22 protein-coding genes are annotated in these 25,246 nt (G+C 68.1%); 9 read left to right on the top strand and 13 right to left on the bottom strand.

Annotated elements, in window-relative coordinates; translation table 11 throughout:
• Nucleotides 1-19: 19 nt before the first annotated feature.
• The 5 genes from QUG93_RS11265 to QUG93_RS11245 all read right to left on the bottom strand — a co-directional run bounded on the left by QUG93_RS11265 (nucleotide 20) and on the right by QUG93_RS11245 (nucleotide 8,200).
• Nucleotides 20-982, bottom strand: a complete 963-nt coding sequence (locus QUG93_RS11265) for a D-alanine--D-alanine ligase family protein (protein ID WP_289473960.1) — start codon at nucleotides 980-982, stop codon at nucleotides 20-22.
• Between the two features lie 39 nt (nucleotides 983-1,021).
• On the bottom strand, nucleotides 1,022-2,326 hold the full coding sequence (locus QUG93_RS11260) for an aminotransferase-like domain-containing protein (protein ID WP_289473959.1): 1,305 nt from the start codon (nucleotides 2,324-2,326) through the stop codon (nucleotides 1,022-1,024).
• 178 nt (nucleotides 2,327-2,504) lie between these two features.
• Nucleotides 2,505-2,831 (bottom strand): thioredoxin, encoded by a 327-nt coding sequence (gene trxA / locus QUG93_RS11255; protein ID WP_022832611.1) that lies wholly within the window; start codon nucleotides 2,829-2,831, stop codon nucleotides 2,505-2,507.
• 63 nt (nucleotides 2,832-2,894) lie between these two features.
• A complete protein-coding gene (gene trxB / locus QUG93_RS11250; RefSeq protein ID WP_289473958.1) occupies nucleotides 2,895-3,893 on the bottom strand; it encodes a thioredoxin-disulfide reductase in 999 nt (332 codons plus the stop codon).
• A gap of 116 nt (nucleotides 3,894-4,009) precedes the next feature.
• Nucleotides 4,010-8,200: a DUF6049 family protein gene (locus tag QUG93_RS11245; protein ID WP_289473957.1), complete on the bottom strand. Its 4,191-nt coding sequence runs from the start codon at nucleotides 8,198-8,200 to the stop codon at nucleotides 4,010-4,012.
• Nucleotides 8,201-8,323: 123 nt separating this feature from the next.
• Here QUG93_RS11245 and QUG93_RS11240 point away from each other — a divergent pair, with 123 nt between their 5' ends.
• The 6 genes from QUG93_RS11240 to dnaB all read left to right on the top strand — a co-directional run bounded on the left by QUG93_RS11240 (nucleotide 8,324) and on the right by dnaB (nucleotide 13,592).
• On the top strand, nucleotides 8,324-9,760 hold the full coding sequence (locus QUG93_RS11240; protein ID WP_289473956.1) for a CCA tRNA nucleotidyltransferase: 1,437 nt from the start codon (nucleotides 8,324-8,326) through the stop codon (nucleotides 9,758-9,760).
• A gap of 174 nt (nucleotides 9,761-9,934) precedes the next feature.
• Nucleotides 9,935-10,306 carry a 30S ribosomal protein S6 gene (gene rpsF / locus QUG93_RS11235; protein ID WP_058728349.1) on the top strand — a complete coding sequence of 124 codons (372 nt, stop codon included), beginning with the start codon at nucleotides 9,935-9,937 and terminating at the stop codon, nucleotides 10,304-10,306.
• A 3-nt stretch (nucleotides 10,307-10,309) separates the two neighbouring features.
• Nucleotides 10,310-10,885: a single-stranded DNA-binding protein gene (locus QUG93_RS11230; RefSeq protein WP_289473955.1), complete on the top strand. Its 576-nt coding sequence runs from the start codon at nucleotides 10,310-10,312 to the stop codon at nucleotides 10,883-10,885.
• Between the two features lie 50 nt (nucleotides 10,886-10,935).
• On the top strand, nucleotides 10,936-11,193 hold the full coding sequence (gene rpsR / locus QUG93_RS11225; RefSeq protein WP_017887834.1) for a 30S ribosomal protein S18: 258 nt from the start codon (nucleotides 10,936-10,938) through the stop codon (nucleotides 11,191-11,193).
• 14 nt (nucleotides 11,194-11,207) lie between these two features.
• Complete coding sequence (gene rplI, locus QUG93_RS11220) at nucleotides 11,208-11,660, top strand: 50S ribosomal protein L9 (protein ID WP_289473954.1); 453 nt, start codon at nucleotides 11,208-11,210, stop codon at nucleotides 11,658-11,660.
• 567 nt (nucleotides 11,661-12,227) lie between these two features.
• Nucleotides 12,228-13,592 (top strand): replicative DNA helicase, encoded by a 1,365-nt coding sequence (gene dnaB / locus QUG93_RS11215; RefSeq protein WP_289473953.1) that lies wholly within the window; start codon nucleotides 12,228-12,230, stop codon nucleotides 13,590-13,592.
• Between the two features lie 523 nt (nucleotides 13,593-14,115).
• On the opposite strand, the gene QUG93_RS11210 is transcribed toward dnaB, so the two are convergent.
• From QUG93_RS11210 to modA, 4 genes are all read right to left on the bottom strand, one after another.
• The gene (locus tag QUG93_RS11210) at nucleotides 14,116-14,409 is read right to left on the bottom strand and encodes an alpha/beta fold hydrolase (protein WP_289473952.1); all 294 of its coding nucleotides are present in this window, start codon (nucleotides 14,407-14,409) and stop codon (nucleotides 14,116-14,118) included.
• Between the two features lie 122 nt (nucleotides 14,410-14,531).
• Entirely contained in the window at nucleotides 14,532-16,214 is a 1,683-nt protein-coding gene (locus QUG93_RS11205) for a UvrD-helicase domain-containing protein (protein ID WP_289473951.1), read from the bottom strand.
• A complete protein-coding gene (locus tag QUG93_RS11200) occupies nucleotides 16,211-17,863 on the bottom strand; it encodes an ATP-dependent nuclease (protein ID WP_289473950.1) in 1,653 nt (550 codons plus the stop codon). Before QUG93_RS11200 ends, QUG93_RS11205 begins: the two co-directional genes overlap by 4 nt.
• Nucleotides 17,864-18,120: 257 nt before the next feature.
• Nucleotides 18,121-18,759 (bottom strand): molybdate ABC transporter substrate-binding protein, encoded by a 639-nt coding sequence (gene modA / locus QUG93_RS11195; protein WP_353067768.1) that lies wholly within the window; start codon nucleotides 18,757-18,759, stop codon nucleotides 18,121-18,123.
• Between modA and QUG93_RS11190 the strand changes: the two genes are divergently transcribed.
• The 3 genes from QUG93_RS11190 to QUG93_RS11180 are packed head-to-tail and all read left to right on the top strand — an operon-like array spanning nucleotide 18,743 to nucleotide 22,006.
• Nucleotides 18,743-19,876: a class I SAM-dependent methyltransferase gene (locus QUG93_RS11190; protein ID WP_353067767.1), complete on the top strand. Its 1,134-nt coding sequence runs from the start codon at nucleotides 18,743-18,745 to the stop codon at nucleotides 19,874-19,876. The genes modA and QUG93_RS11190 overlap by 17 nt on opposite strands.
• The gene (locus tag QUG93_RS11185) at nucleotides 19,873-21,045 is read left to right on the top strand and encodes an MFS transporter (RefSeq protein WP_289473949.1); all 1,173 of its coding nucleotides are present in this window, start codon (nucleotides 19,873-19,875) and stop codon (nucleotides 21,043-21,045) included. Before QUG93_RS11190 ends, QUG93_RS11185 begins: the two co-directional genes overlap by 4 nt.
• A gap of 10 nt (nucleotides 21,046-21,055) precedes the next feature.
• Nucleotides 21,056-22,006: a GlxA family transcriptional regulator gene (locus QUG93_RS11180; protein ID WP_289473948.1), complete on the top strand. Its 951-nt coding sequence runs from the start codon at nucleotides 21,056-21,058 to the stop codon at nucleotides 22,004-22,006.
• 50 nt (nucleotides 22,007-22,056) lie between these two features.
• Here QUG93_RS11180 and QUG93_RS11175 read toward each other — a convergent pair whose 3' ends face one another.
• The 4 genes from QUG93_RS11175 to QUG93_RS11160 form a co-directional block, all read right to left on the bottom strand.
• Nucleotides 22,057-22,635: an NADPH-dependent FMN reductase gene (locus QUG93_RS11175; RefSeq protein ID WP_289473947.1), complete on the bottom strand. Its 579-nt coding sequence runs from the start codon at nucleotides 22,633-22,635 to the stop codon at nucleotides 22,057-22,059.
• Nucleotides 22,636-22,688: 53 nt separating this feature from the next.
• Complete coding sequence (locus tag QUG93_RS11170) at nucleotides 22,689-23,453, bottom strand: COG4705 family protein (protein WP_289473946.1); 765 nt, start codon at nucleotides 23,451-23,453, stop codon at nucleotides 22,689-22,691.
• A complete protein-coding gene (locus QUG93_RS11165; protein WP_289473945.1) occupies nucleotides 23,450-24,124 on the bottom strand; it encodes a DedA family protein in 675 nt (224 codons plus the stop codon). The genes QUG93_RS11170 and QUG93_RS11165 overlap by 4 nt, the downstream gene beginning before the upstream one ends.
• 66 nt (nucleotides 24,125-24,190) lie before the next feature.
• On the bottom strand, nucleotides 24,191-24,991 hold the full coding sequence (locus QUG93_RS11160; RefSeq protein ID WP_289473944.1) for a COG4705 family protein: 801 nt from the start codon (nucleotides 24,989-24,991) through the stop codon (nucleotides 24,191-24,193).
• Between the last annotated feature and the right edge of the window lie 255 nt (nucleotides 24,992-25,246).

Below are 25,246 nucleotides of genomic sequence, written 5' to 3'. Positions count from 1 at the left end.
CTCCTGCGCTTCTGCACGATCAGCGACGGTGGTCGCGTATTGCCTGTTCGGCGAGCTCGGCGTACGTCCAGCCGAGGTCGAACCCCGACGCACTGAGCGCCTGCGGCACGAGCGAGGTCTCCGTCAGCCCGGGGAGGACGTTGGCCTCGAGGAACCACGGCGTCCCAGCGGAATCGATGATGAGGTCGACCCGCGACAGGTGCCGGAGCCCGAGCGCGGTGTGGGCGGCGACTGCAGCCTCCGCCGCGGAACGAGAGTGCTCCCCCGACAGGCGCGCCGGCGTGAAGAAGGTCGTCTGTCCCGCGTTGTAGCGCGCCTCGAACCCGTAGGTGCCGCTCTTCGGCACGATCTCGACGGCCGACAGGGCGACCGGGCCGTCCCCGGTGTCGATGATCCCGACGGCGACCTCGGTGCCGCGGATGAGCTGTTCCACGACGACGTCGTCGCAGTAGGTGTAGGCGGTGACCATCGCGCGCGGCAGGTCGTTCGCGTCCTCGACGAGGGTGACGCCCTGCGCACTCCCGCCACGTGCTGGCTTCACCGCGAGCGGGACTGGGTGCTCGGCCGCGATGGCATCGAGGACCCCGACTGCACCGAGCTCGCGGAAGACGTCGTGCGACAGGGTGACCGATCGCGGGGTCCGCACGCCCGCGCGCGCGACCAGCGCGGACGCGGTGGGCTTGTCCCATGCCAACCGCGCTGAGGTCGAACGCGAGCCGACGAACGGGATGTCCAGGGCCTCCAGGACGCCCCGCAGCGCGCCGTCTTCACCGGAAGCACCGTGGAGTGCCGGCCACACCACGTCGGGACGCGATTCACGCAGGGCCGGCAGCAGCGACGCGTCCGCGTCGCGGAGGTCGACCTGCCAACCGTAACCGGTCAGGGAGTCGGCGACCCGACGGCCGGAGCGGAGGGAGACGTCTCGCTCATGCGAGATCCCTCCCGCGACGACGACGACGTGACGACGGGTGAGCTCGGCCATGCGAGGGTCCTCCGAGGATGCTGGTGCGGAAAGTGCTGATCAGGAGACGTTCGGCGGCGGCGCAACGACCGAGGCGTTCGTCTCGGTGACGGCGCTCGGACGCGTGGCGTGCCCGAACGTCTCGATGAGCTCCAGCTCGTCGTTGATGACGGTTGCCAGGCGCTTGACGCCGACGCGGATCTGCTCGGAGGTCGGGTAGCAGAACGACAGCCGGATGTTGCCACCGCCCCGACCGTCCGCGTAGAAGGCCGTCCCCGGGGTGTAGGCGACGAGCTCCTTCACGGCGCGCGGGAGCATGCCCTTCGAGTCGAGCGACTCGGGCAGCGTCAGCCAGACGAAGAACCCACCGTTCGGCTTCGTCCACGTGAGGTCCGGCAGGAACTCGCCCAGGGCGGCCATCATGGCGTCCCTGCGCTCCGCGTAGAGCCCTCGGAAGGTGTCGACCTGCCCCTTCCAGTCTGCGGCGTCCAGGTAGGCGTTCACGACGTACTGACCGAAGGAGTTGGGCGCGAGGACCGCCGACTCGTTGGCGAGGACGAGCTTCTCGCGGATGGCGTGCGGCGCGAGGGCCCAACCCACGCGGAAGCCCGGTGCGAGGGTCTTCGAGAACGAGCCGAGGTACACGACGCCCTCGTCGTCGATCGAGCGGATCGCCTGCGGCGCCGGCTCGTCGAACCAGAGCAGCCCGTACGGGTTGTCCTCGAGCACGAGGATGCCGTTCGAACGGCAGATGTCGAGGATCTCGATGCGGCGCTCGCGGCTCATGGTGACGCCAGCGGGGTTGTGGAAGTTCGGGATCGTGTACAGGAACTTGATCCGCTTGCCCTGCGTGCGGAGGTTCGTGATGGCTTCGCGCAGGGCCTCGGGCACCAGCCCGTGCTCGTCGGTCGTGACGTGGACGGTCTCGGCCTGGTACGAGCGGAAGACGCCGATGGCACCGACGTACGACGGGGACTCGGCCAGCACGACGTCACCCGGATCGATGAACAGCCGTGTGACGAGGTCGAGCGCGTGCTGCGACCCAGTGGTGACGACGACGTCCTCGGCGCTCGCACGGATGCCCTCGAGGCTCATCACGTCGACGATGTGCTCGCGCAGGGACCGCAGACCCTGTCCCCCGCCGTACTGCAGCGCCATCGCGGCGTCCTCGGCCATCACCCGGTCGAGCGAACCCGTGACGAGCTCCCGCGGCAGCGCCGAGACGTACGGCATGCCGCCGGCGAGGGAGACCACCTCGGGGCGCGAGGCGACGGCGAACAGGGCTCGGACCTCGGAGGCGCTCAGCCCGGCGGTGCGCTGGGCGTAGGAGTCGTACCAGGGGTCGAGGCTGTTGCCGTTCGTCATCGAGTGCTCCGTTCAGTGGGACATTCCCGCCACACTACGACATCGGTCCCCGGGACAGCGGTGCGCGGCGGGGGCCGATCCTGAAGCTGTGGCCCGCCCGTCGGCAGCGTGCTCCCCGGAACGGCGAACGGCCCCGCCCTCCGAGGAGAGCGGGGCCGTTCGCGGTGTACGGGTCTGACTACGCCAGGAACTCGGCGAGGTCGGCCTCGAGCGCCGGCTTCGGCTTCGCGCCGATGACGGTCTTGACGACCTCGCCGCCCTTGAACACCTTCATCGCCGGGATCGACGTGATCTGGTAGTTCATGGCCGACTGCGGGTTGTCGTCGACGTTGAGCTTGACGATCTCGATCTTGTCGGCGTGCTCGGCAGCGATCTGGTCGAGGATCGGCGAGACGGCGCGACACGGGCCGCACCACTCGGCCCAGAAGTCGACGAGGATGGTCTTGTCGGACTTGAGGACCTCGTCCGAGAAGGTGGCGTCGGTGACGGCCTTTGCGTTGGACATGTGTGCTCCTTCGAGAAGTTCAGTGGCTGTAACGACGTCGTCGCTGCAGTATTCCGTCGAGGGTCAGGCCCGTGCGGCCTCGACGTCGATCGTGGCCGGCGACTCGGGCGTGACACCCTCGGCCTGGTCGGTCAGGGCGTCGTCCAGCTCGGCGAGGTACTTCTCCGCGTCGAGCGCCGCGACCGTGCCCGAGCCGGCAGCCGTGATGGCCTGACGGTAGGTCGGGTCGATGACGTCACCCGCGGCGAAGACACCCGGCAGGTTGGTCTTCGACGAGCGACCCTGGACCGCGATCGTGCCCTCGGGCGCGATGTCGATCTGGCCGTGGATCAGGTGCGTGCGCGGGTCGTTGCCGATCGCGATGAACAGGCCGTCGAGCGCGAGCTCCGACTCCTCACCCGTCACGGTGTCCTTGAGGGTGACGCCGGTCACTGCCGAGTCGCCCTGGATGCCCGTGACCTCCTTGTTCCACGCGAACTCGATCTTCGGGTCGTTCATCGCGCGGTCCTGCATGATCTTCGACGCACGCAGCGAGTCCTTGCGGTGGATGACCGTGACCTTGTCCGCGAACCGGGTGAGGAACGTGGCCTCTTCCATCGCGGAGTCGCCACCACCGACGACGGCGATGTTCTTCTGGCGGAAGAAGAACCCGTCGCACGTGGCGCACCAGCTCACGCCGTGGCCGGACAGGCGCTCCTCGTCGGCGAGCCCGAGGTGGCGGTAGGCCGAGCCGGTCGCGTAGATGACCGCGAGGGCCTCGTACGTCTCGCCCGAGCCGACGGTGACCTTCTTGACGTCACCGGTCAGGTCGACGGAGACGGCGTCGTCGTACAGGACCTCGGCGCCGAACTTCTCCGCCTGCTCCTGCATCTTGATCATGAGGTCGGGGCCCTGGATCCCCTCGGGGAAGCCCGGGAAGTTCTCGACCTCGGTGGTCTTCGTGAGCTCGCCGCCGGTCTCGACGCTGGACGCGACGATCAGGGGCTTGAGCTCTGCGCGCGCGGCGTAGATGCCGGCGGTGAACCCGGCAGGACCGGAACCGATGATGATGAGCTGGCGCATGCCTCGCTGCCCTTCCGTTGAGTGCTGACCGGGTCAACCCATGCTACCGGCGGGACATTCCGCCCAGCCGGTCGGCGCAGTCGGCCGTGCCTGACGGGGCCGGGCGCAGCCGTCGGTCAGCGGCCGAGGCGCTTCTTCAGCAGGGCGACGGCGTTCGCGATCTCGCCGTTCCGGGTCACGACCAGGACGCCGAAGTACACGACGGCCATGACGGCTCCCGCGAGCACGATGGTGATGAACGCGCCGGTGCGGTCGGACATCGCGAACCCGTTCTCCGAGAAGGCACCGAGCGCGAGGACGACCCCCGCTCCGGCGGCCCCGGCGACCAGGGCGGCGATGACGAACTGCAGGTGCGAGCGGGTGACGACCGGGCCCTCGATGCCGTTCAGGCGACGGCGCACCAGGACGAGCGCGATGATCGTCTGCGCGGTGCCGGCGAGCGTCGTGCACGCGGCGATCGAGACACCGACGACGGACTGCGGGAACGTGGCGACGGCCAGGGCGCCGATCACGAAGAGCACGGACTGCACGCACTGCATGAGGAACGGGGTGCGGTGGTCGTGCATCGCCCAGAAGACGCGCTGGATGATGAAGAGCATGCTGAACAGCACCAGGCCCGGCATGTAGGCGAGCAGGACCGCGCCGATGGTCAGCGCTCCGTCGAAGGTGTTCGCGAACATGCGTCCGAACGGCACCGAGACGACGATCAGCGCCACCGAGGCGAACACCGTGAACAGCCCGACGATCCGGAGCGAGAGCGAGAGGTTCCGCCGGACGGCGTCCAGGTCCCCGCGCTCGGCGTCGTGCGTCATCCGGGTGAAGTACGCCGTCGCGATCGACACCGCGAAGATCGAGTGCGGCAGCATGAAGAGCAGCCAGGCGTTCTGCAGCACCGCGTTGCCCGCCGCGCCGGTACCGAGGGACGCGACGCGCGACTGCACGATGCCGGCGAGCTGCGTCACCAGGATCATCGCGAACAGCCACCCGGCCGCGGTGCCGGTCGCCTTGAGCCCGACCCCGCGCCAGCGGAAGTCCGGACGGAACGAGAGTCCGGCGCGCTTCCAGAAGAACGGCAGGAACGCCGCCTGCGCGAACACCCCGAGCGACGCGCTGCCGGCGAGGACCGCGATCTTCGGCAGGGTCCACGCGTCGACCGACGAGTTGACGTCCTGGCCGCCGAACAGGGCGATGAAGACGACGAGTCCGGCGATCGCGATGACGTTGTTGATCAGCGGCGCCCAGGTGAACGGTCCGAAGTACTGCTTCGCGTTGAGGACCTCACCCAGGAGCGAGTACAGCGCGTAGAAGAGGATCTGCGGCAGGCACCAGAAGGCGAACGCCACGGCGAGGTCGGTCTGTGCCGGCGTGAAGCCCTTGCCGTCGTCGGCGGCCTGCTGGCTGTACACGAAGACCAGGAACGGTGCGAGGACCGTCGCGATGATGGTGATGACGACGAACACGCTCGCGCCGAGGGTCACGATCTTGTTGACGTACGCGGCACCGCCGTCGCGGCTCTGCTGCATCGACCGGACGATCTGCGGGATGAGGACCGCCGAGAGCAGGCCGCCCGCGATGAGCGCGTAGATGTTGTTCGGCAGCTGGTTCGCGAGCGCGAAGGCGTCGGCACCGGGCGACTTCGCCTGGCCGATCGCGTACGCGAGCACGAAGGTCTTGCCGAAGCCGAGGACGCGCGAGAGCATCGTGCCCGCCGCGAGCATCGCGCTCGCCCGTCCGAGGTTCCGCTCGGCCGCGGGCTCCGCGTCGACGGCGGGCTGCTGCTGCGTGCTGATGGTCGGCTCCTCGGGTTCGGTGACGGGTTCCTCGCGGTCGCGGGGTCCGTCGGGGAGGCGCGGCTCGCCTCCGTCACGCACCGGCGCGTCCGCAGGACGCGGACCCACCGGCTGCGGTGCGGGCTGTGCAGGAGCCGTCACGGTCGTGGCGCCGGCCACCGCGGCGGCGGGAGCCGCCTGCGCGACGTGGGACGGGCCTCCCGACCGGGCAGGCGCGCCGGGGGCGTCCGGCTGCACCGCGAGGGGCCGGTTCGGGTCCTCGTCGTCCTCGTCGTCGAGCTCGCCGTTGCGCCGACGGATGCGCTTGCGGACGCTGCGGAAGATGCCGAAGCCGAACAGGGCGACGAGGCCGATCGCAGCGATGGCCGTGATCACGGTCTCCCACTGCGCCTGCACGTTCAGCTCGACGGTCGAGGGCTGCGAGATCGTGACGCCGGTCGGGGTCGTCAGCGACATCGTCAGCGTGACCTTGCCGTTCGCGACCGACCGGACCGGGATGGTGGCGCGCGTCGACGACTGCGGCTGGAGCTTCACCTCGATGTCGTTGCGGACGACCCGCAGCGCGGAGCTCGAGGGCTGCACGCTCAGACGCACCGTGACGGGGTAGATCGACCGGTTGCGGATCGAGACGGGGAGCGACGACCGGTCGCCGAGCAGGGTCAACGAGCTGGAGTCCGGGATGCTGACCTTGCTGACGAGGTTCGCCCAGGACGCCACCTGTGCGTCGACGGCCGTCGTCAGAGCACGCGGTTCCGCCCGCCAGGAGTTCGAGGCCAGCGCGAGCAGCGCCAGCCGGGCGGGGGCGGTGACCGCGGTGGGGTCGTCGACGGCCGAGGCGAACCCGGTCAGGGTGCGTTCGCCGTCGACCAGGCGGCGGAGCTGGTCGAGCCGGTCCTCGCCGTCGCTGGCGGGCGCGAGCGTGAGCGACCCGGCCGTCGCCTTCGCCGCGGTCGAGAGGTCGGACGGCGAGACCCACGGGGTGTCCTCGAGGGCGTCGAGCGCGCGGCTCAGCCGGTCGGAGTTCGTCGGCCAGTCGCGGCCGAGCGTGAGGAGCACGGGACTCTCGGCGGTGCCGGCGCGGGCGGCGGTGGCGAGGGTCGCGGTGAGCTCGGCCATCGAGGCGTCCCAGTCCTGCTGGTCGGAGGCCTCGGCTGCGTCGCGGAGCAGGGTGGACATGCCCTGGTCGGAGACGAGCACGCGCTGGCTGCCGATCCGCTCGGACGCGGCGATGGTGGTGTCCGGGCCGGCGGAGGTGTTGCCGCTGGCGAGGATCGTGGTCTGCGTGCCGGCCTTCGCGAGCGCGGGCAGGTCGTCGGCGGAGACGGTGTCGTCCTGGGGCCAGGCGATGCCGTCCATCGAGTACGGGAAGTCGAGCAGGGTCTCGGTGGTGGGGAGCATCGGGGTCTGGTCCCCCTGGCCGTCGCCGGTGCTGCCCTGGTCGCCGTCCTGCGTGCCGGAGGCGTCGGTCGCGCCGGCGGTCGGGGTCGTGGGGTCGGTCGGCGCGGAGGACGCGTCGGTCCCCACGCCGTCGGTCCCCACGCCGTCGGGACTCGCGGTGTCGCTCGGCGCGGTCGGGGTGGGGGTCGGGGTGCTCGCGCCGGGGAAGTCGTCGTCGTCCACGAGCTGGTCGAGGGAGACGACCCCGGGGATGCCGTCGGCACCGGCCTGCCGCAGCCCGGTGACGTCGGCGTCGGCCCACGGCAGCGCGAAGGTCTCGTTGCGGAGCGACTCGAGCCGCTGCAGCCAGGCGGTGGCGGACGACGGGGCGTTCTCGCCGAGGATGCGGATCGACGCGATGATCCGCGGGTCGACGGCGACGGCGACGTTGTGGTCCTCCGCCGCGTCGAGCTGCTGCGTCAGCGTGCCGTCCACCGAGGTGGCGGAGGCGAGGTCGTTCGCCCCGACGAGCCCGTCGACGGTGTGCGGCAGGGTGATCGGCATCGCGACCGAGACGCCGACCGGGGTCTGCTGGAAGTCCGGGTACCAGGTGATGGCCGAGCGGGCGACCGCGAAGGTGTCCCCCGCGGTGTACTCGGCGGCGATGCGTCGGGCGCCGAAGGACGAGTACCCGCCGAGCGCGACGTTGCCGGAGACGATCGTCACGGTCTGGGTGACCGATCGGTGCGCGGGGACCTCGGGAACGTCCACCGTGTCCATCGGGGCGCCGAGGTAACCGGACGTGCTGGTGTCGCTGAGCCAGTCGGACAGGACGTCCCGCGTGCTCTCCGACCGGAAGATGTCGAGCTCGGCGGTGCCGGCGGGGACGTCGCGGTCCGTGTCGTTCGTCACCGTGACGGTGAGCTCGAGGTCCTCACCACGCCGGACGACCCCGCGGTCGGCCGGCGCGACCGAGACGGTGGTCCTGCCCTCGTCGGCGGCGGTCGGCTCGGCGGTCCGGGTGGTGGACCGGTCGACCGTTGCGGCGTGCACGGCGTCCGTGGCCGAGGGCGTGGCGACGAGACCGATGGCGACGAGGGCCGTCGCAGCGGCGGCGAGCGTGGAGCGGAAGATCTGCATACAGGAGGGCCCGAGGGTCGGTTCCGGCCGTGCACGAGCATACGAGGGGCGAGCCATGACGATCCCGTGCGCGCTCGGACTGTGCAGAACTCGTGGGCGGTCATCTGGGAAGATGGAGCCGTCATGCACTCCGTTGCCCAGGCCGTCGAACGACTCGACGCACTCGCGTCCACCGAGCCCGTCGCCCTCCTCGCTCGGGCGTTCGCCGACGCCGGACACGAGCTGGCCCTGGTGGGTGGCCCGGTGCGGGACGCCTTCCTCGGGCGCCCGGTGACCGACCTCGACTTCACCACCGACGCGGACCCGGACCAGACCCTGCGCATCGTCGAACCGATCGCGAGCGCCACGTGGGACGTCGGCCGCCAGTTCGGCACCATCGCGGCGCGGATCCGCGGCGAGCAGGTGGAGATCACCACGTACCGCAGCGACGTCTACGACGGCGAGACCCGCAAACCAGAGGTGGCCTTCGGCGACACCATCGAGGACGACCTGCTCCGCCGTGACTTCACGGTGAACGCGATGGCGCTCCGACTCCCCCAGCGCGAGCTCGTCGACGTCCACGGCGGCGTCGAGGACCTGCTCGCCGAGCGGCTGCGCACCCCGCAGGCCGCGACCGTGTCCTTCCGCGACGACCCCCTGCGCATGATGCGGGCGGCGCGGTTCACCTCGCAGCTCGGCTTCACCGTGTCGGACGAGGTCCGCGCCGCGATGACGGAGCTCGCCGACTCGATCGACATCGTCTCCGCCGAGCGGGTGCGCGACGAGTTCGTCAAGCTCCTGGCGACCTCGGAGCCCGTCGCGGGCATCCGTCTGCTGGTCGACACCGGCCTCGCCGAGCGGTTCCTGCCCGAGCTGCCGGCGATGCGCCTGGAGATCGACGAGCACCACCACCACAAGGACGTCTACGAGCACTCGCTGACGGTGCTGACCCAGGCGATCGGGTACGAGGCCGAGCGGCACGCGGGCGAGGTCCCGGACACCGTGCTCCGCCTGGCGGCGCTCCTGCACGACATCGGCAAGCCGGCCACGCGCAAGCTCGAGCCGGGTGGCGCCGTCAGCTTCCACCACCACGACCTGGTCGGCGCGAAGCTCGCGAAGAAGCGACTGCGGGCGCTGCGGTTCGACAACGACACCATCGCCGCGGTCGCGCGCCTGATCGAGCTGCACCTGCGGTTCTTCGGCTACACCGAGGGTGCCTGGACCGACTCCGCCGTCCGACGCTACGTCCGCGACGCCGGTCCGCTGCTCGAACGCCTGCACGAGCTCACCCGCTCCGACGTGACCACGCGCAACCGCCGCAAGGCCGACCGCCTGGGCTTCGCGTACGACGACCTCGAGGACCGCATCGCGGCCCTGGCTGCGCAGGAGGAGCTGGACTCGATCCGCCCGGACCTGACCGGCGACGACATCATGCGGATCCTCGACATCGCGCCGGGGCGCGCCGTGGGTGAGGCGTACCGCTTCCTGCTCGAGGTCCGCATGGACGAGGGCCCCCTCGGCGAGGACGAGGCCGCGGCGCGCCTGCGCGCCTGGTGGGCCGAGCGCGACGCGACCGCCTGACGGGACGCGACCGCCTGACGGACCGGAGCCGACCTCCACAGCCGGTGGCGCGCCTCCAGGCCGTCCGGTAAGCTACTCGGGTTGTCCTCTGCGCACTCGCGCACGACACATGCATCAACCCTCCTGCTCCGGGAACCGCCCGGAGCCGCCGAGACCAAAGGAGGTGGGTTCCGCATGCACCAGTACGAACTGATGGCGATCCTCGACCCCGAGATCGACGAGCGCACCGTCGCTCCCAGCCTGGACAAGTTCCTCGCGGTCATCCGCAACGACGGTGGCACCGTCGACAACGTGGACGTCTGGGGCCGTCGTCGCCTGGCCTACGAGATCGCGAAGAAGTCCGAGGGCATCTACGCCGTCGTCGACTTCACCTCGACCCCCGAGGCCGCCAAGGAGCTCGACCGTCAGCTCGGTCTCTCCGAGGCCGTGCTCCGCACGAAGGTCCTCCGCGCTGAAGAGGCGATCGCCCAGGTCGCCGCGCAGAAGCAGCGCGACGAGGCCCGCGCGGCCCGCAAGGCCGCGAACGCGACCGCGAGCGCCGAGTAGGTCATGGCCGGCGAAACCGTCATCACGGTGGTGGGCAACCTCACCGCGGACCCCGAGCTGCGCTACACGCAGAACGGGCTCGCGGTGGCGAACTTCACCATCGCATCCACCCCTCGCACGTTCGACCGTCAGGCGAACGAGTGGAAGGACGGCGACGCGCTGTTCCTCCGCGCGAGCGTGTGGCGCGAGTTCGCCGAGCACGTGGCGGGCTCGCTGACGAAGGGCTCGCGCGTCATCGCGCAGGGTCGTCTGCGTCAGCGCTCCTACCAGGACCGTGAGGGCCAGCAGCGCACGAGCATCGAGCTCGAGGTCGACGAGATCGGCCCGTCGCTCCGCTACGCGACCGCGCAGGTCACCCGTGCTGCGGGTGGCTCCGGCGGCGGTCGTGGCCAGGTCGGAGGCGGCAACGCTTCCGGTGGTGGCCAGGGCGCGGGCGGCGGCTGGAACGGCAACAACAACGGCGGCGGTCAGTCGGACGCACCGTGGTCGCCCCAGGGCGGCCAGCAGGGTGGCAACGCACAGTCGAACGACGTGTGGAGCACCCCCGGTGGCTCGTACGACGACGAGACCCCGTTCTGATCCCCAGCGGTCTGACGGACACACAACTTCTTCTTCTCTAAGGAATCACAATGGCTGGAAAGAGCACCGGCGACCGCCGGAAGCCTCGCGGCAAGGGCGGCAAGAACGCCGCTCCCGCGAAGTCGATCAAGGTCGGCGTCATCGACTACAAGGACGTCGCGACCCTTCGCAAGTTCATCTCGGAGCGTGGCAAGATCCGCGCCCGTCGCATCACCGGCGTCTCCGTCCAGGAGCAGCGCCTCATCGCCCGTGCCGTGAAGAACGCCCGTGAGATGGCGCTCCTCCCCTACGCCGGCTCCGGCCGCTGATCAGGAGGATCACCATGTCGAAGCTCATCCTCACCCACGAGGTCTCCGGCCTCGGTTCCGCCGGTGACGTCGTCGACGTCAAGAACGGCTACGCCCGCAACTACCTCATCCCCCAGGGCTTCGCTGTCGCGTGGTCCAAGGGCGGCGAGAAGCAGGTCGAGTCGATCCGCGCGGCCCGTGCCGCTCGCGAGCTCGCCACCATCGAAGAGGCCCAGGACCTCAAGATGAAGCTCGAGAACGCCACCATCCAGCTGTCGGTCAAGGCCGGCAAGGACGGTCGTCTCTTCGGTTCGGTCCGTCCGGCCGACGTGGCCGACGCGGTCCAGGCGCAGGGCGTCGGTTCGCTGGACAAGCGCAAGGTCGAGGTCCCCGCGACCATCAAGACCGTCGGTGACCACGAGGCCACCGTCCGCCTGCGCGAGGACATCACCGCCGTGATCTCGCTCAAGGTCGTCGCCGCCAAGTAAGGCCGCACCACCACCGTCGAAGGGCGGGTCTCCTCCGGGAGGCCCGCCCTTCGTCGTGCGTGCACGTCGCGTCCGCCGGTGGTCGCCGCACGACTCGGCTCGGCTGGTCGACGGAGGTCCCGTTGCACCCGGCGCATCGAGGACCTCGCGCTGGCTGGTTACTGCTCGCGCAGGTCCGGCGATGCTGTGAACGGCCCGGGAACACTCCCCACAGCAGGGTCCGTTGTCAAGTCGTTCTACACAGTCCCAGGGGCCGATTCCACAACCTTCAAGGTGCACTTGAACCACGGTTCTCCACACATGGTGTGAACGGGGAAACCCCAGGTCAGCAGCTCGAACGTGTGTTCGTCGTGCGACTTCTCCACATGGTCATCCACAGTTGTCCACACGGCTCCCCGGCGTGTTCCGCACCCTCTCCACAGAGTTATCCACAGGGCCGTTTGCTGGGGATAACTCTGTACCCGTAGCGTGGCCCAGCGACTCGCAGACGTCAGTGGATGTCGGTCGTCAGGGGTAGGAATTCCGTGCGGACCGTGGTCCGCACCGTTGCCACAAGAGGGAGTCCGTGTGTCGATCGCGCATCTCGATCCGTCCCCGCAGGACCTGGCCGACCGGGGTCCGGAACGGACGCCGCCGCACGACCTGCTCGCCGAGCAGTCCACGATCGGCGGCATGCTGCTGTCGAAGGACGCTGTCGCCGACGTGATCGAGACCGCGCGCGGGGTGGACTTCTACATCCCCAAGCACGAGGTCATCTTCGACGCGATCCTGTCGCTCTACTCGCACGGCGAGCCCACCGACGTCATCGCCGTGACCGACGAGCTGACGAAGACCGGCCTGCTGTCGCGGGCCGGCGGCGCCGAGTACCTGCACAGCGTGACGAGCATGGTGCCGACGGCCGCGAACGCCGGGTACTACGCCGCCATCGTCGCCGAGAAGGCCGTGCTCCGCCGTCTCGTCGACGCCGGTACCCGCATCGTGCAGATGGGCTACGCGTCCGAGGGCGAGGTCACCGACCTCGTGAACAGCGCACAGGCCGAGGTGTACAACGTCGCGGGCGGCGTGCAGACCGAGGACTACGTGCCCCTGACCGACGCCATCGGCGCCGCGATCGACGAGATCGAGGCCGCGAAGGGCCGCGACGGGCAGATGACCGGCGTGCCGACCGGGTTCAGCGGTCTCGACGCCCTGACCAACGGCTTCCACCCCGGACAGCTCATCATCGTCGCCGCGCGACCCGCCCTCGGCAAGTCGACGCTCGCCCTCGACCTGTGCCGCGCCGCCGCGCTCAAGCACGACCAGACCGCCGCGTTCTTCTCGCTCGAGATGGGTCGCGCCGAGATCGCGATGCGTCTGCTGTCCGCCGAGTCGAGCGTGCCGCTGCAGAACATGCGCAAGGGCACCGTCGACTCGCGGGACTGGACCACCATCGCGCAGACCCGCGGGCGCATCAACGACGCCCCGTTCTTCATCGACGACTCCCCCAACATGACGCTGGTCGAGATCCGGGCGAAGTGCCGTCGACTCAAGCAGCAGCACAACCTGAAGCTCGTGGTCATCGACTACCTGCAGCTGATGACCTCGGGCAAGAAGGTCGAGAGCCGTCAGCAGGAGGTCTCGGAGTTCTCGCGTGCGCTGAAGCTCATGGCGAAGGAGCTCGGCGTGCCGGTCATCGCGCTGTCGCAGCTGAACCGTGGTCCGGAGCAGCGTGCGGACAAGAAGCCGATGATCTCGGACCTGCGTGAGTCGGGGTCGATCGAGCAGGACGCCGACATGGTCATCCTGCTGCACCGTGAGTCGGCGTACGAGAAGGACAACCCGCGCCAGGGTGAGGCGGACCTGATCGTGGCGAAGCACCGCAACGGGCCGACGGACACGATCACGGTGGCGTTCCACGGGATGTTCTCGAGGTTCGTGGACATGCCGCAGTAGCGTTCTGTCGTTGTGAAGACAGGAACGAAAGTGTCTGGGAGTGCCCCAAACTGTCCGTTTCGCTCCAAGTTTGTCTGACCCTGAGTTCCAGGTTGGCAAGGGAGCGGACTAGATCGGCCTGAGCGCAGCTGCCGGGCGGCGGATCGCATCTCCTCGTCATGCGGAGTTCCGCGCTCGTCAGTGCCGGCGAAGTGGCGTCTGACCAACAGCTGTCGGTCGCCGACAGTTCGTGTCTCCATGCCGCGGATCCTGTCGTTCGGAAGCTCAGCGACAGATTGCCTGACAGTGGCGCCTCAAAGCCGTGTCGCTGCGCTTATGACCTGTCCCCTTCGCGTACAACTTGCCGCCAGGTTGGCCCGCGCGACGCGACCGAATACATTACGCACCTCCACTGCGAAGGATCGATGACCACCTATGTGAGACCAAGGTTGCCGGGAGTCGGCGCGAGTAGGGATTTCTCAGCGGTGGAGTGGTCCTGGTCGCGGCAACGGCCACAGCGCAGCTAAGTCTGGTAGCTGATCCTCTACCGGGCAGAGCCGTGTCGGGCGATCACGCCGCCGAAGGAGTTCCCGATGACGACGAAGGGCTCATCGCCGAGGTGGTCGTAGACGTCGGCGAGTACCTCGTCGGCCACGTCGACCGCGCTCTTCGTGGTCGCGGTCGCCCCGGCAGCTTCGACCCACGGAAGGTCGAGGAGCACCAGCCGCCGCGGCAGATCCTGCACCACGTCCGCCAGCGGCAGCATGATCCGGAGGTCGACACCAAACCCACGCAGGTTAATCAGCGGACGACCAGAACCAAGGACTTGCGCGACCACCGAGCAGGCTCATGAGCAGCCCGTCCCGATAGCCCGACCGGCTATCGAGCGCAGGTTCCGAGTCCGAGGAGTGTTGGACTCATTGCTCGTGCCGAGCGTTTTTGCGCCCTTGAGCTAAGACTCTACGACGAGGATTGGTGGTCTGAGTACATACGCCTGATATGGGAAACGAGTTCGGCTCTGGTCGAATGCGTCATGGAGCCGCGAACAAGAGGTCTCCACCGGCTGGGGGCGACGCTGTAGGGGTTGCCTTTCTTCGAGATAAGCGACGCTGCTCCCGTGATGACGACGCCATGGCGGGCTCGTGAGATGACGACCAGCAGCACGCGCAGTTCTTCGGCGCGCTCGCTCGCGCTCTTCGCAAGGAAACTCGGCATATTGCCCTCATCAAAACCGGGAATGAAGACCCAATCGAACTGCTGCCCTTTGCCAACGTGTGCATTCAACAAGTGGATCCCCGGTGTGATCCCTTCTGCGACGTCCTCTGCAGCTCGTAGGCGGGAGACAGCGGCCATCACAGACCCGGATTCGGCGACCATCTCGTCGAGCGCGTCAAGGGCTTCGACGAGTGCGGCGAACGTCTCTGAGTCCGCCGACTCGGCATTGGTCAGAACGTGTGTGCGCAGTTGGTCGAGGGTCGGGGTGGCGCCGAGACGGTCCACAGCGTCGTGGATCCGAGAGATGACCTCTGGGTCATCGGTGGCAAGGTCCCAGCGCCTGGCGGGCGTACCCGACCTCGTGAACGCGCTGTCCACGGGTTTCCGCCGCCAGCCTGAACGACAGATCACGCCGATTGTCGCTTCCGGCGCTCGTTCGTGGATCTCCGCTGCCGTCGTTCGCACGAAATTGGCTTCATCCGCTCCTGTCTTGAAGAAGAAGCCAGCAGCAGTTCCCCCTTCGAACCAGTTCTCAGGGTCTGCCGCTGCGAGCGGAGCGCCGCCAAGCTCGACCGAAACCGCGCCGAGGATCCGAAGAACGTTTGGCGACGATCGGTAGGACGTGCCGAGCGAGAGCGGGTCACCGCTGATCCGTCGGAGAAGACGCTCGTTCTCAGCAGGGCGAGCGCCCGTCCAGCTGTATATGCCCTGGAGCGGGTCGCCAACGACCGTGCGGCTGCGATCTGATGAACGCAGTACGATGTCCAGCTGCTGTGGGGAGAGGTCCTGGAACTCGTCCACCATCACCGATTGAAAATGGGTTCGGTACAGGCGAGCGATCTCTGGTACTCGCAGCAGCCGCTGGCCGTGACGGAGGAGATCGTCGTAGAACAACACCCCGGTGCGCTGTCGGTGTTCTTCGACGAGGACGCTACGTTGATCGCCCGTGTCACGTAGTCGGGCGAGCACCTCATCGTCGCTGTAGGGCCCGCGTTTCGCTTCGCCGAGCTGGCTATTGATGAGCGCGCGCACGCCGTCCGCTTCCCGCTCGGTGAGTCCCTCAAGGTAGGCATCAACGATGTCCGGTTGAGTGCGGTCGGTGGGTATCTCGAAGTCCACGGGGATCCCGAGGGTGCGACCGTGGCATCGGATGATCTCGGCGCTGTGACCATGGAAGTTGTGGACGACCACGAAACGCCGTTTTCGTTCGACGCCGAGGACGTCGTTCAGCCGGCCGTTGAGGTTCGTCTTCGCCTTGTTTGAGAAGGTGAGAGCCAGAATCTGGCGACCTTCTGCGAGCAGACTGATTTGCTGCAATGCCCGATGAGCGAGCAGCTCGGTCTTGCCGCAGCCTGGTGCGGCGATCACCAATAGGTTCCGCTGGTCTGTCTCGACGGCTTCGTCGAACGCCTGTCGACGAGTGGTCACGAATCCGTCCGTCGTTCGATTTCGACGAGCAGCGCATGGACGCTTTCCATGGCCTGGACCTCCGCAATCGTGAGTCCCTTGCTCACGGCCAACGCCGATGGGACTTTCCGGTTGACTCGTGGCTGGCCGCCGCTGGATCGGCAGTACTTCGCGATGGCCTCTGGCGTCATCGAGCTGATGTCTTCGGTGGCGCACGCGGCGCGGAGTGCATCGAAGTCCTTTGCGACGCCAGCATTCGTCAGACGAGTTGCCATCACTTGGACACCGAGAGCTCGGCAGTATTCGTCCTCGAGGTCGGCCTTCGAGACGAAGACGGTGCGCCCAACGACGTCGCGTTCTCGTCCGCCCACAGCGCCGATCCATTTGCCCTTCTCGGCATAGTCGACAAGACCGAGCATATCGATCCCGAATCCGGCAGGTCCGAGCAGCTTGTATACGGCGGGGAAGTTTTCGGCGCCGCCAAGTTCGAACACGGACGCCCCGATGCGGTCGAGAGAGATTCCGAGTGTTCGTGCCGCAGCCTCGACGATGAGCCGGTCGGCGACACCTTCGACCGCGATGACAATCCGGGCGGTGAGCGCTTCGATCATGCGCGGTGACCACCAGTGCGCCTGCACCCGCTCTTCGAGCGTGACACGGTCGGGATCGAGCTGGTGGCAGACACCGTTCGGATCAACGGCGACGACTGCACTTGGATCAAACTTCTGAACGATGTACGGCGAGTGCGTCACGAGGATCTTTTGGTTTCGATCCGACGCGAGTAGGTCGGCGACGGTCCGCTGGCTCGACGGGTGCAGGTGAATCTCCGGCTCATCGATCGCAATGACGTTCGCGGCGCCCTCGGCGAGATCGAACAGCGTCATGGCGATGAGTTGACGGATACCGTCGGACTGCTCAGAAATCGGAACGTATCCATCGTCGGACCGGGTGTACAACGAAACCCCTTCGAGAACCGAGGCGGTGGGGTCGGCGCTGCTTCGGACGGCGAGCTCCTCGGGTGTGATTGTTCGCGGCATCGCGTCTGAAAGTCGGTTGGCGACGCCGGACAGGAGTTCGGAGAGAGGGGCGCTCCCCGCCAGCGTGGAGTTGAAAGAGTTGAGGATCTCGCCGAGCGCCACTCGCTCATCGCCCAGGTCCGGTTCGAGTGCCCGCAGCAGCGTCTTGACTGCACCGGTCGGGCTTTCGAGCTGCGCTGCGGACGCTTGTCGGACGGCCGGGAGATACCTCCAGCCGAGAGTCGAGATCTGCTCTCTGGTCAGTGGACGGACCTCACCCCGCCCTGGGCTCCACCGCGAGATCAGCACGGAGTCCGTATCGTCCGGGTCAACGACGACTTCAAGTCGGACATCGAGCGACTCCGTCTTTGTGAGTGGGTCGCTGTCGATCTCACGGTAGAAGGCCGCTCGTTCCGTCTCCGAGAAATCGACGAACTGCACGGCGACGGTAAGTGGTTCATCCGCCGCGGCCAGGTCTTGCACCGACAGTGACTGGTAGAGCTGCGCGGCGGATCCCAGAGCGAGATCGATCGCTCGAAGCACGGATGTCTTCCCGACGTCGTTTGCTCCCACGATGACAAGATGGCTGCCGACGTGCAGGTCGAGGTCGGCGATGCGCGAATAGTTTTTGATGGTGATTCGCGATAGTCGCATCGCTGAGCTCCTCGGTCCGGTGGACGGACCGAGTCGGTGCTGACCGTCCTTCACTTCCCGAGCATCGTTGCACAGCGGTGCTAAAACTTTCAGGCGACACGAGCACGCGGCGATCCACAGGTCAATCGGCAGCGCGTCTTCCGCCGGTGCCGCTTCTGTGTCGACTCATGACCTGGAGGTGTGATGCAACCTAGGAAGCATCCCGAGGGCTGACTGCCCCGCAGACCGTTGGGTTACCGGACGAGCAGACCTGGTGCTCATGGAGCTTGGAAGCCGGCCGCCTGGAGCACCTTCTGCCCGGCGTCGGAGCGGATGTAGTCGCTCAACGCTGCGGCGAGGTCGGGGTTCTTGCTCTCCTTGAGCACCGCGATCGGGTACGTGTTGACGGCGGAGGAGGCGTCCTTGAAAGTCACTCCGTCGACCTTGCCGGCGGCGCCCTTGACGTCGGTGACGTAGACCAGGCCGGCGTCTGCCTGACCGGAGCTGACCTTCCCGAGCACGTCGGTGACGGACTGTTCCTCGCTGACGGGCTTCAACGTGATGCCGGTGGCCTGCTCGACCTTCTCCGTAGCCGCGCCGCAGGGGACGGGGCTGGCGCAGGTGACGACCTGCACGCCCGCGTTGGTGAGGTCCTTGAGGTCGGTGATCTTCTTCGGGTTGCCCGGTGCGACCGCGATCTCGAGCGTGTTCTTCGCGAAGTCCTCCGGTGAGCCCTGGAGGTCACTGCCGGCGAGCTTGTCCATGTTCTTCGTGTCCGCCGACGCGAACACGTCTGCCGGCGCGCCGTTCTGGATCTGCGTCACGAGGTCGCTGGAGCCGGCGAAGGAGAACTCGATCGTCGTGCCCGGGTGCGCGGCCTCGTACTGCTTGCCCAGCTCGGTGAACGTCTTCTGCAACGACGCGGCCGCGAACACCGTGATCGAGCCCGTCGCGGACGTCGACGACGCCGACGGCGATCACGAGCTGGCCGTCGTGCTGCCAGCGGTGCACGAGGTGAGCAGCAGCGACGCCGCAGCGACCGCGGTCAGGAGGACGGGCAGGCGGGTGGCGCGGTGCGGCATGACGGGATCCATTCGACGGGTTGCGCCGCAAATGCGGCGATCATCCGCTATTCAACACGAATCTGCGCAGGAAACCGTCGTCACGGGTTGGCTCGATCTGTACGGCCGTCGTCCTGATCACCGCTGGCGGCAGGGGTCGGGCCGGCGGTTGGCTGAGGGCATGAGAGATGAGCGTTCAGTCGCGAGCGGGTCCGATGGCAGTGCCGGCGATGCGAACTACGGCGTGATCGGGACCGGGTACGCGCAGTACCGGCGCCCGGAACCCGAGTTCACCGCGGCGATCCGGACTGCGCTCGGCGACGCGCGAACGCTGGTGAACGTCGGAGCGGGAGCGGGCTCCTACGAACCAACCGACCTGGACGTCACCGCCGTCGAGCCAAGCGCCACGATGCGTGCACAACGTCCCGCAGGACTCTCGCCGGCAGTCAACGCGACCGCTGAGGACCTTCCGTTCGACGATGACAGCTTCGACGCGGCCCTGGCGTCGTTCACCGTGCACCAGTGGCGGGATCTGCAGGCTGGGCTCCGAGAGGTCCGCCGCGTGACGCGCGATCCGGTCGTGATCCTCACCTGCGACCCAGCGGCGCTCACCCGGTCGTGGATCAACGACTACGCACCCGAAGTCATCGCCACCGAAGCCAGCCGGTACCCATCGATCGACGCTCTGCGCGTAGGACTCGGCGGAACCGTCAGCGCTGCGTCGGTGCCGATCCCACTCGGATGCGTCGACGGGTTCAGCGAGGCGTACTACGGCCGGCCCGAAGCACTCCTCGACCCCGGCGCCAGGCGCGCGAACTCCGCGTGGAGCTTCGTCGGCCCGGACGTCGAAGAACGCTTCGAGCGCACGCTGCAGGCTGACCTCGACTCGGGCGCGTGGGACGCCCGGCACGGGCAGCTCCGCGTCCAGCCGACGTTCGACGGGTCGCTGCGCCTCGTGGTGGGGCGCCCGTGACGACAGAGACGGTGCAGCGGCAGGGGAAGGTGCTGTGGCCGGTCGCGGCGTGGTTCTGGGCGTTGCAGTTCGCGGTGCTGAACCCACTGCTGGCCGTGCTCCTCGTGACGCTCTGCGGCGCGACGCCAGCCGAGGTCGGCTGGGTGCTCGGGCTCTACAACGTCGGCGGGTTCGTCGCGTCCCTGGTGATCCCGACCCTCGCGGACCAGACTCGGAACTACCTGCGGCCGCTGGTGTTCTGCGCCCTCGGCGGCGTCGCCCTCGTCGCGGTCCTCGCCCTCACGACGTCGCTCCCCGTGGTCGTGCTCGCCCTGGTCATCCTCGGCGGCCCGCCCGGGGTCGGGTCGACGCTGCTGTTCGCGCAGCTCCGCCACGAAGGCGCACCACCGGCGCAGGTCATCCGGACCCGCGCGATCTTGTCCTTCGCCTGGGTCATCGGCCCACCCCTGGCAACCCTCGTCACCGGGACGGCCGGCTCCCCAGCAGCGCTGGCGCTGCTCGCCGGCATCGGCCTGATCAACGTCGTCACCGCGCTCCTGCTCATCCGCCGTCGCGGGACCACTCACACCGATGACGCTGCGCCTCGACCGCGGCTGTTGGCGCAGCTTCGCGGGTGGAACCGCTGGGGTGTCGTCGGAGCATTCACACTCCTGCAGGCCACGAACATCGCCACCGTCACCATCGCGACCCTGTTCGTCGTCCACGAGCTTCGAGCGCCGATCATCTGGGCCGGTGCCACGCTCGGTGCTGCCGCTCTTCTCGAGATCCCCGCACTACTGCTGATTGGCCGACTCCAGGAACACCGCTCCGTCCGGCTCCTCCTCGCCGGCGGCTGGGCGTGCGGAGTCGCCTACTACGGCCTCGTCGCACTGGTCCATGAGCCGTGGCAGCTCCTGGTCCTGCAGCCACTGAACGCCTGGTTCTTCGCGACCGTCGCCGGCCTCGGACTGACCGTGTTCCAAGACGTCTTCCCGAGCCCCGGGCTCGCCTCAGGGCTCTTCACCAACACCCGCCGCGCCGGAGCCGTCCTCGCCGGCCTCCTCATCGCCGCCCTCGGCACCTCCCCCGACCCGTACCGGGCCGTGCACATCGCCGCGGCAGTCATCGTCCTCACCGTGCTGGCCGCCGCCGCTGCCGCCACCACCCGTGCACGCGACGAAGCGCGCTAGGTTCAAGGTCGTGAGCACAGACCGCGACCACCGAGTGGCGGTCCTCGTCCTCGACGGAGCAAAAGCGCTCGACGTCGGGATCGCCGCGCACGTGTTCGCAAAGCGCCCGAGCATGCCCTACGAGGTCCGCGTCTGCGCCGAACACGTCGGCACCGTCGACGGGTGGAACGGCCTCGCCTACGCCGTCAGCCACGACCTGGACACCCTCGCCTGGGCCGACACCATCCTCGTCCCCGGCTACCGGAACCCCGCCGACGTCACCACACCTCCAGCGGTCATCGCAGCACTCCGCGCCGCACACGAACGCGGCGCCCGGCTCGCCGCGATCTCGACAGGCGCGTTCACCCTCGCCGCCGCCGGCCTCCTCGACGGGCAAGCCGCGACGACGCACTGGCACTACACCGACGTCCTCCGCGACCAATACCCGGACGTCGACGTCGACGAGCACGTGCTGTTCGTCGACGCCGGCAACGTCCTCACCAGCGCCGGTGCCGCGAGCGGCATCGACCTCTGCCTCCACCTCATCCGCCGCGACCACGGCGTCGCCCTCGCCAACCACGTCGCCAGGCGCCTCGTCAGCGCTCCCTACCGAAGCGGCGGTCAAGCTCAGTACGTGCCCCGGACCATCCCCGAACCGCTCGGCGACGTCTTCGCCGCCACCCGAGCCTGGGCGCTCGACCACCTCGACGACGACCTGTCCCTCGCCACCCTCGCTCGTCAAGCGAACGTCTCCGCACGCACGTTCTCCCGGCGATTCACAGCCGGCACCGGCATCACCCCGATGCAGTGGGTCCTTCGCGCCAGGATCGACCGCGCTCGGGAACTCCTCGAACGCACTGACCTCACGATGAGCCAGGTCGCAGAAGCGACCGGGCTCCGATCAGACGCGAACCTCCGACGCCACTTCGGCAGCATCATCGGCACATCCCCCACTGCCTACCGAGCCGCGTTCCAGGAGTGAGGCAGTTGGCTCATCGACCGATCCGATCATCGGAAGCAGCTGACTGTCGTTCACACCTCCCAGTCGGATCGGTACGTCCTGTCTCGAAGCAGACTCGCGAGCTCGACATGGACCGCCATGGTTTTGTCTAGCCTCGCCGCCCTGTCGACGGTGAGAACCCCTTCGTCCCAGTCACGCTCCGAGATGTATGCCGTGTACGGGTTCACCACGCACTTGAAGTCGAGCATCAGGGACTGCGCGAGGACGCCGGTGGCCATGTAGCTGTGCGGTAGCCCGGCAGCACACACGAAGGTGACGACCTTGTCGAACCAGGCAGCGCGCCTGCCGTTCCCAGTCGCGCCGGTGGCCTCGATGAGTGACTTGACGACCGACGATGGGGCCCAGTTGTATATCGGGAACGCCAACACCACTCCATCGGATTCGCGAATGGCATCGTGCAGCGCACTGAAAGCGTCACTGTTGAACACCCGGTCGTTATCGAACGCCGGTAGCGCGAGCGTTCCGAGGTCAACGATCTCCGACCGGTGGCCCCTCGCTGCCAGGAGCGCTACCGACTGATCGGCGAGCTGGCGACTGGAACTGGCGGGATCGAGGCTGCACGAGATGACCGGCAGGCGCAGGGAACTCATCCCTGCACGGTATCGAGTCAGGAAGGGATGCAGTCGTCTCGATAGCCGATGGCTTACCGGACGCCTCGTGCTGCTCCGGCAGCAGACGAGCTGAGGGGACGAAGGTGCCTCGTCCACGCCACCGCGAACGCGATCACGATGAGGAGGATCGCGCTGACCAGCCCGGTTCCCACGGCGAGACCGCCGCGCGCGTTGGGAAGGGCGACGAAGTCGGCGAACGATGCTCCGATGGGACGGGTGAGGACGTACGCGGTCCAGAACGCCGTCACCGCGCCGATGATCGACGTCGCGCGCGCGAGAACGACGAGGATCATCGCTGCTACGAACACGAGGCCGCCGCTGAGGTAGCCGAGGTGCAAGGTGCTGGCGGCGAGGTCGCCGGCGGCGGTCCCCATCGCGAAGGTCGTGATCACGGCGGCCCAGTAGAACAGTTGCCGACGGGTGGTCGTGATGGTGTGCACGTCGACGGTGCCTTCGGTGCGGCGCCAGAGAACGAACACGGCGACGAGCGCTGCGAGGAACACCGGGGTCGACACTAAGTACGGCACACCGAGGGCGACGTGTGTGACGTCGGCGACCATCGTGCCGAACACTCCCACCATCGACACCGTCCCCCAGTAGAGCCAGGGTCGGTACCGGTCTGCCCGGAGTTGCACGACGAGGACCACGAGGAAGAGGGCCGCGGTGACGAGGACGGTCGGGGCGGGGTCGAACCGGGTGACCAGGAAGTCTGACAGCGCTTCGCCCATCCCGGTCGTGAGGACCTTGATCAGCCAGAACGACGCCGTGGGCTCCGGCACCCGGTTCCGCGAGCTCACCTGCCGTCTCCGGTCGGCTGCGACGGTGCGGACGAGGTGTTGCGGTTCTTCCGCGCGACGTGGCGGCGGCGGAGCGCGCCGATCACGATCGGGAGGATCGAGACGAGGATGATGACGATCATCAGCGCGTCGATGTTGTGGGCGATCAGCGGGATTCCGCCCAGGAGCACGCCGACGGCGGTCAGGCCGCAGGCCCAGGAGATCGCGCCGATGAGGTTGAACAGCAGGAACCGTCGGTAGTGCATCTGCGCGGTGCCGGCGGCGAGCGGCACGTAGGTCCGGACGATCGGGACGAACCGGCCAAGGACGAGGCTGAGGCCGCCCCACTTGGTGAAGAACGCTTCCGCTTCGTTGAGGCGGGCGGTGGTGAGGATGCGGGCGTCGTCCTTGAACAGTCGGCGGCCGTAGCGTTTCCCGATCCAGTAGCCGACCTGGTCACCGGCGATGGCGGCGATCGATGCCACGAGAGCGACCTGCCACGGCGTCACGCCGAGCGTGCTGCTGATGATTGCAGCAGTGACCAGGAGCGAGTCGCCGGGCAGGAAGGGGAACAGCACGCCGGACTCGATGAAGATCAGCAGTGCGATGCCGGCGAGGACGTACGGACCGAACGCGTGCAGCACGGATGCGGCGTCGAACAGGCTCACTGCGAGCGGAACGGTGGAGAGCAAGGCGGTCCTTCCAGGACAAATCTTGGCGACCGTCCAACGAGTGGGGCGGCCGACAGAGTTCAAGCGTCAGGCGGTCAGGTGGCTGCGCTGGGCGGGTTCGTCGCGGCGGAGACGGATCACGAGGAAGGTGCTGATCGCGGCGATGATGACGAGGAACACGACGCTCGTGGTGATCGTCCCGATCCCGAGTCCGCCGTCCTTCGTCGACGCGGACAGCAGGTCTCCGGTGGATGCGCCGAGCGGTCGGGTGAGGATGTACGCGATCCAGAAGCAGAGGACCGGGCCGCGGCGGCCGATGAACCAGATGGCTGCGGTGAGGGCGATCGCTCCGGCGAAGAGCAGCAGCGACGGGAAGTACCCGAGTCCGGTCTGCTCGGCGATCAGGTCGCCCGCGGCAGTCCCGAGGGCGAAGGTGAACAGGATCGCGAGCCAGTAGAACGCTTCCCGCCGGACCGTGTCGATGCTGTGGATCGAGAGGGTTCCCTCGACGCGGAACCAGATCGCGAACACGGCGATCAGCGCGACACCGAACACGGTCGTGCTGACAGCGAGAGGGACGCCGAGCCCGTCTGTGAGGTTGTCGGTGACGCAGGTGCCCACGATGCTGATCAGGACCACGGTCATCCAGTACAGCGGCGGCCGGTAGGCGCGGGACCGGAACTGCAGGACCAGGAACACGGCCAGCGCGACCGTCATGATCAGCGTCGTCAACGGCAGCCCGAGGCCGACGGTGTCGCTGAGGAGATCCGCCGCCGTCTCACCGACGGTCGTCGCGAGGACCTTGATGATCCAGAACGACGCGGTCGGGTCGGGCACCTTGTTCGAGCGTGCCCGGGTCGGCAGCGGCGCGGCGGGCGAGTGGGACATGGCGTTCTCCTCGTCGTGACGGGCGGTGCCGCGGGGTGCGGGACCGGCGATGCTCCGACGGTAGGAAGCGGTGTGCAAGACTCCGCCAAGAATCGTGCCCGGCCCCGTGGTCGGGCTTTCTTGGCTGTTCCTTGGCTGGCGGAGGTGAGGATCGGGCCTGCCGGTGCTGCTCTGAGTGAGGCAGGATCGAGCCAACACGGCGACACCGGAACGCTTCCCCCTCGCGTTCCGGTGCCGCTGGTCCGGAAGGGGTCA

The sequence above is a fragment of the Curtobacterium caseinilyticum genome, from assembly GCF_030363035.1.
GTDB classification, from domain to species: Bacteria; Actinomycetota; Actinomycetes; order Actinomycetales; family Microbacteriaceae; genus Curtobacterium; species Curtobacterium caseinilyticum.
The sequence above is the reverse complement of the archived record's forward strand: the minus strand, read 5'-3'. Positions and strand labels throughout refer to the sequence as shown.

Bases quoted from the DNA above. Each gene is read 5' to 3' on its own strand.
- rpsR (WP_017887834.1), top strand. From the start codon at position 10,936: ATGGCTGGAAAGAGCACCGGCGACCGCCGGAAGCCTCGCGGCAAGGGC.
- trxA (WP_022832611.1), bottom strand. From the start codon at position 2,831: ATGTCCAACGCAAAGGCCGTCACCGACGCCACCTTCTCGGACGAGGTC.
- trxB (WP_289473958.1), bottom strand. From the start codon at position 3,893: ATGCGCCAGCTCATCATCATCGGTTCCGGTCCTGCCGGGTTCACCGCC.
- QUG93_RS11245 (WP_289473957.1), bottom strand. From the start codon at position 8,200: ATGCAGATCTTCCGCTCCACGCTCGCCGCCGCTGCGACGGCCCTCGTC.
- QUG93_RS11260 (WP_289473959.1), bottom strand. From the start codon at position 2,326: ATGACGAACGGCAACAGCCTCGACCCCTGGTACGACTCCTACGCCCAG.
- rpsF (WP_058728349.1), top strand. From the start codon at position 9,935: ATGCACCAGTACGAACTGATGGCGATCCTCGACCCCGAGATCGACGAG.
- QUG93_RS11175 (WP_289473947.1), bottom strand. From the start codon at position 22,635: ATGAGTTCCCTGCGCCTGCCGGTCATCTCGTGCAGCCTCGATCCCGCC.
- QUG93_RS11240 (WP_289473956.1), top strand. From the start codon at position 8,324: ATGCACTCCGTTGCCCAGGCCGTCGAACGACTCGACGCACTCGCGTCC.
- rplI (WP_289473954.1), top strand. From the start codon at position 11,208: ATGTCGAAGCTCATCCTCACCCACGAGGTCTCCGGCCTCGGTTCCGCC.
- QUG93_RS11200 (WP_289473950.1), bottom strand. From the start codon at position 17,863: ATGCGACTATCGCGAATCACCATCAAAAACTATTCGCGCATCGCCGAC.
- QUG93_RS11160 (WP_289473944.1), bottom strand. From the start codon at position 24,991: ATGTCCCACTCGCCCGCCGCGCCGCTGCCGACCCGGGCACGCTCGAAC.
- QUG93_RS11230 (WP_289473955.1), top strand. From the start codon at position 10,310: ATGGCCGGCGAAACCGTCATCACGGTGGTGGGCAACCTCACCGCGGAC.
- QUG93_RS11265 (WP_289473960.1), bottom strand. From the start codon at position 982: ATGGCCGAGCTCACCCGTCGTCACGTCGTCGTCGTCGCGGGAGGGATC.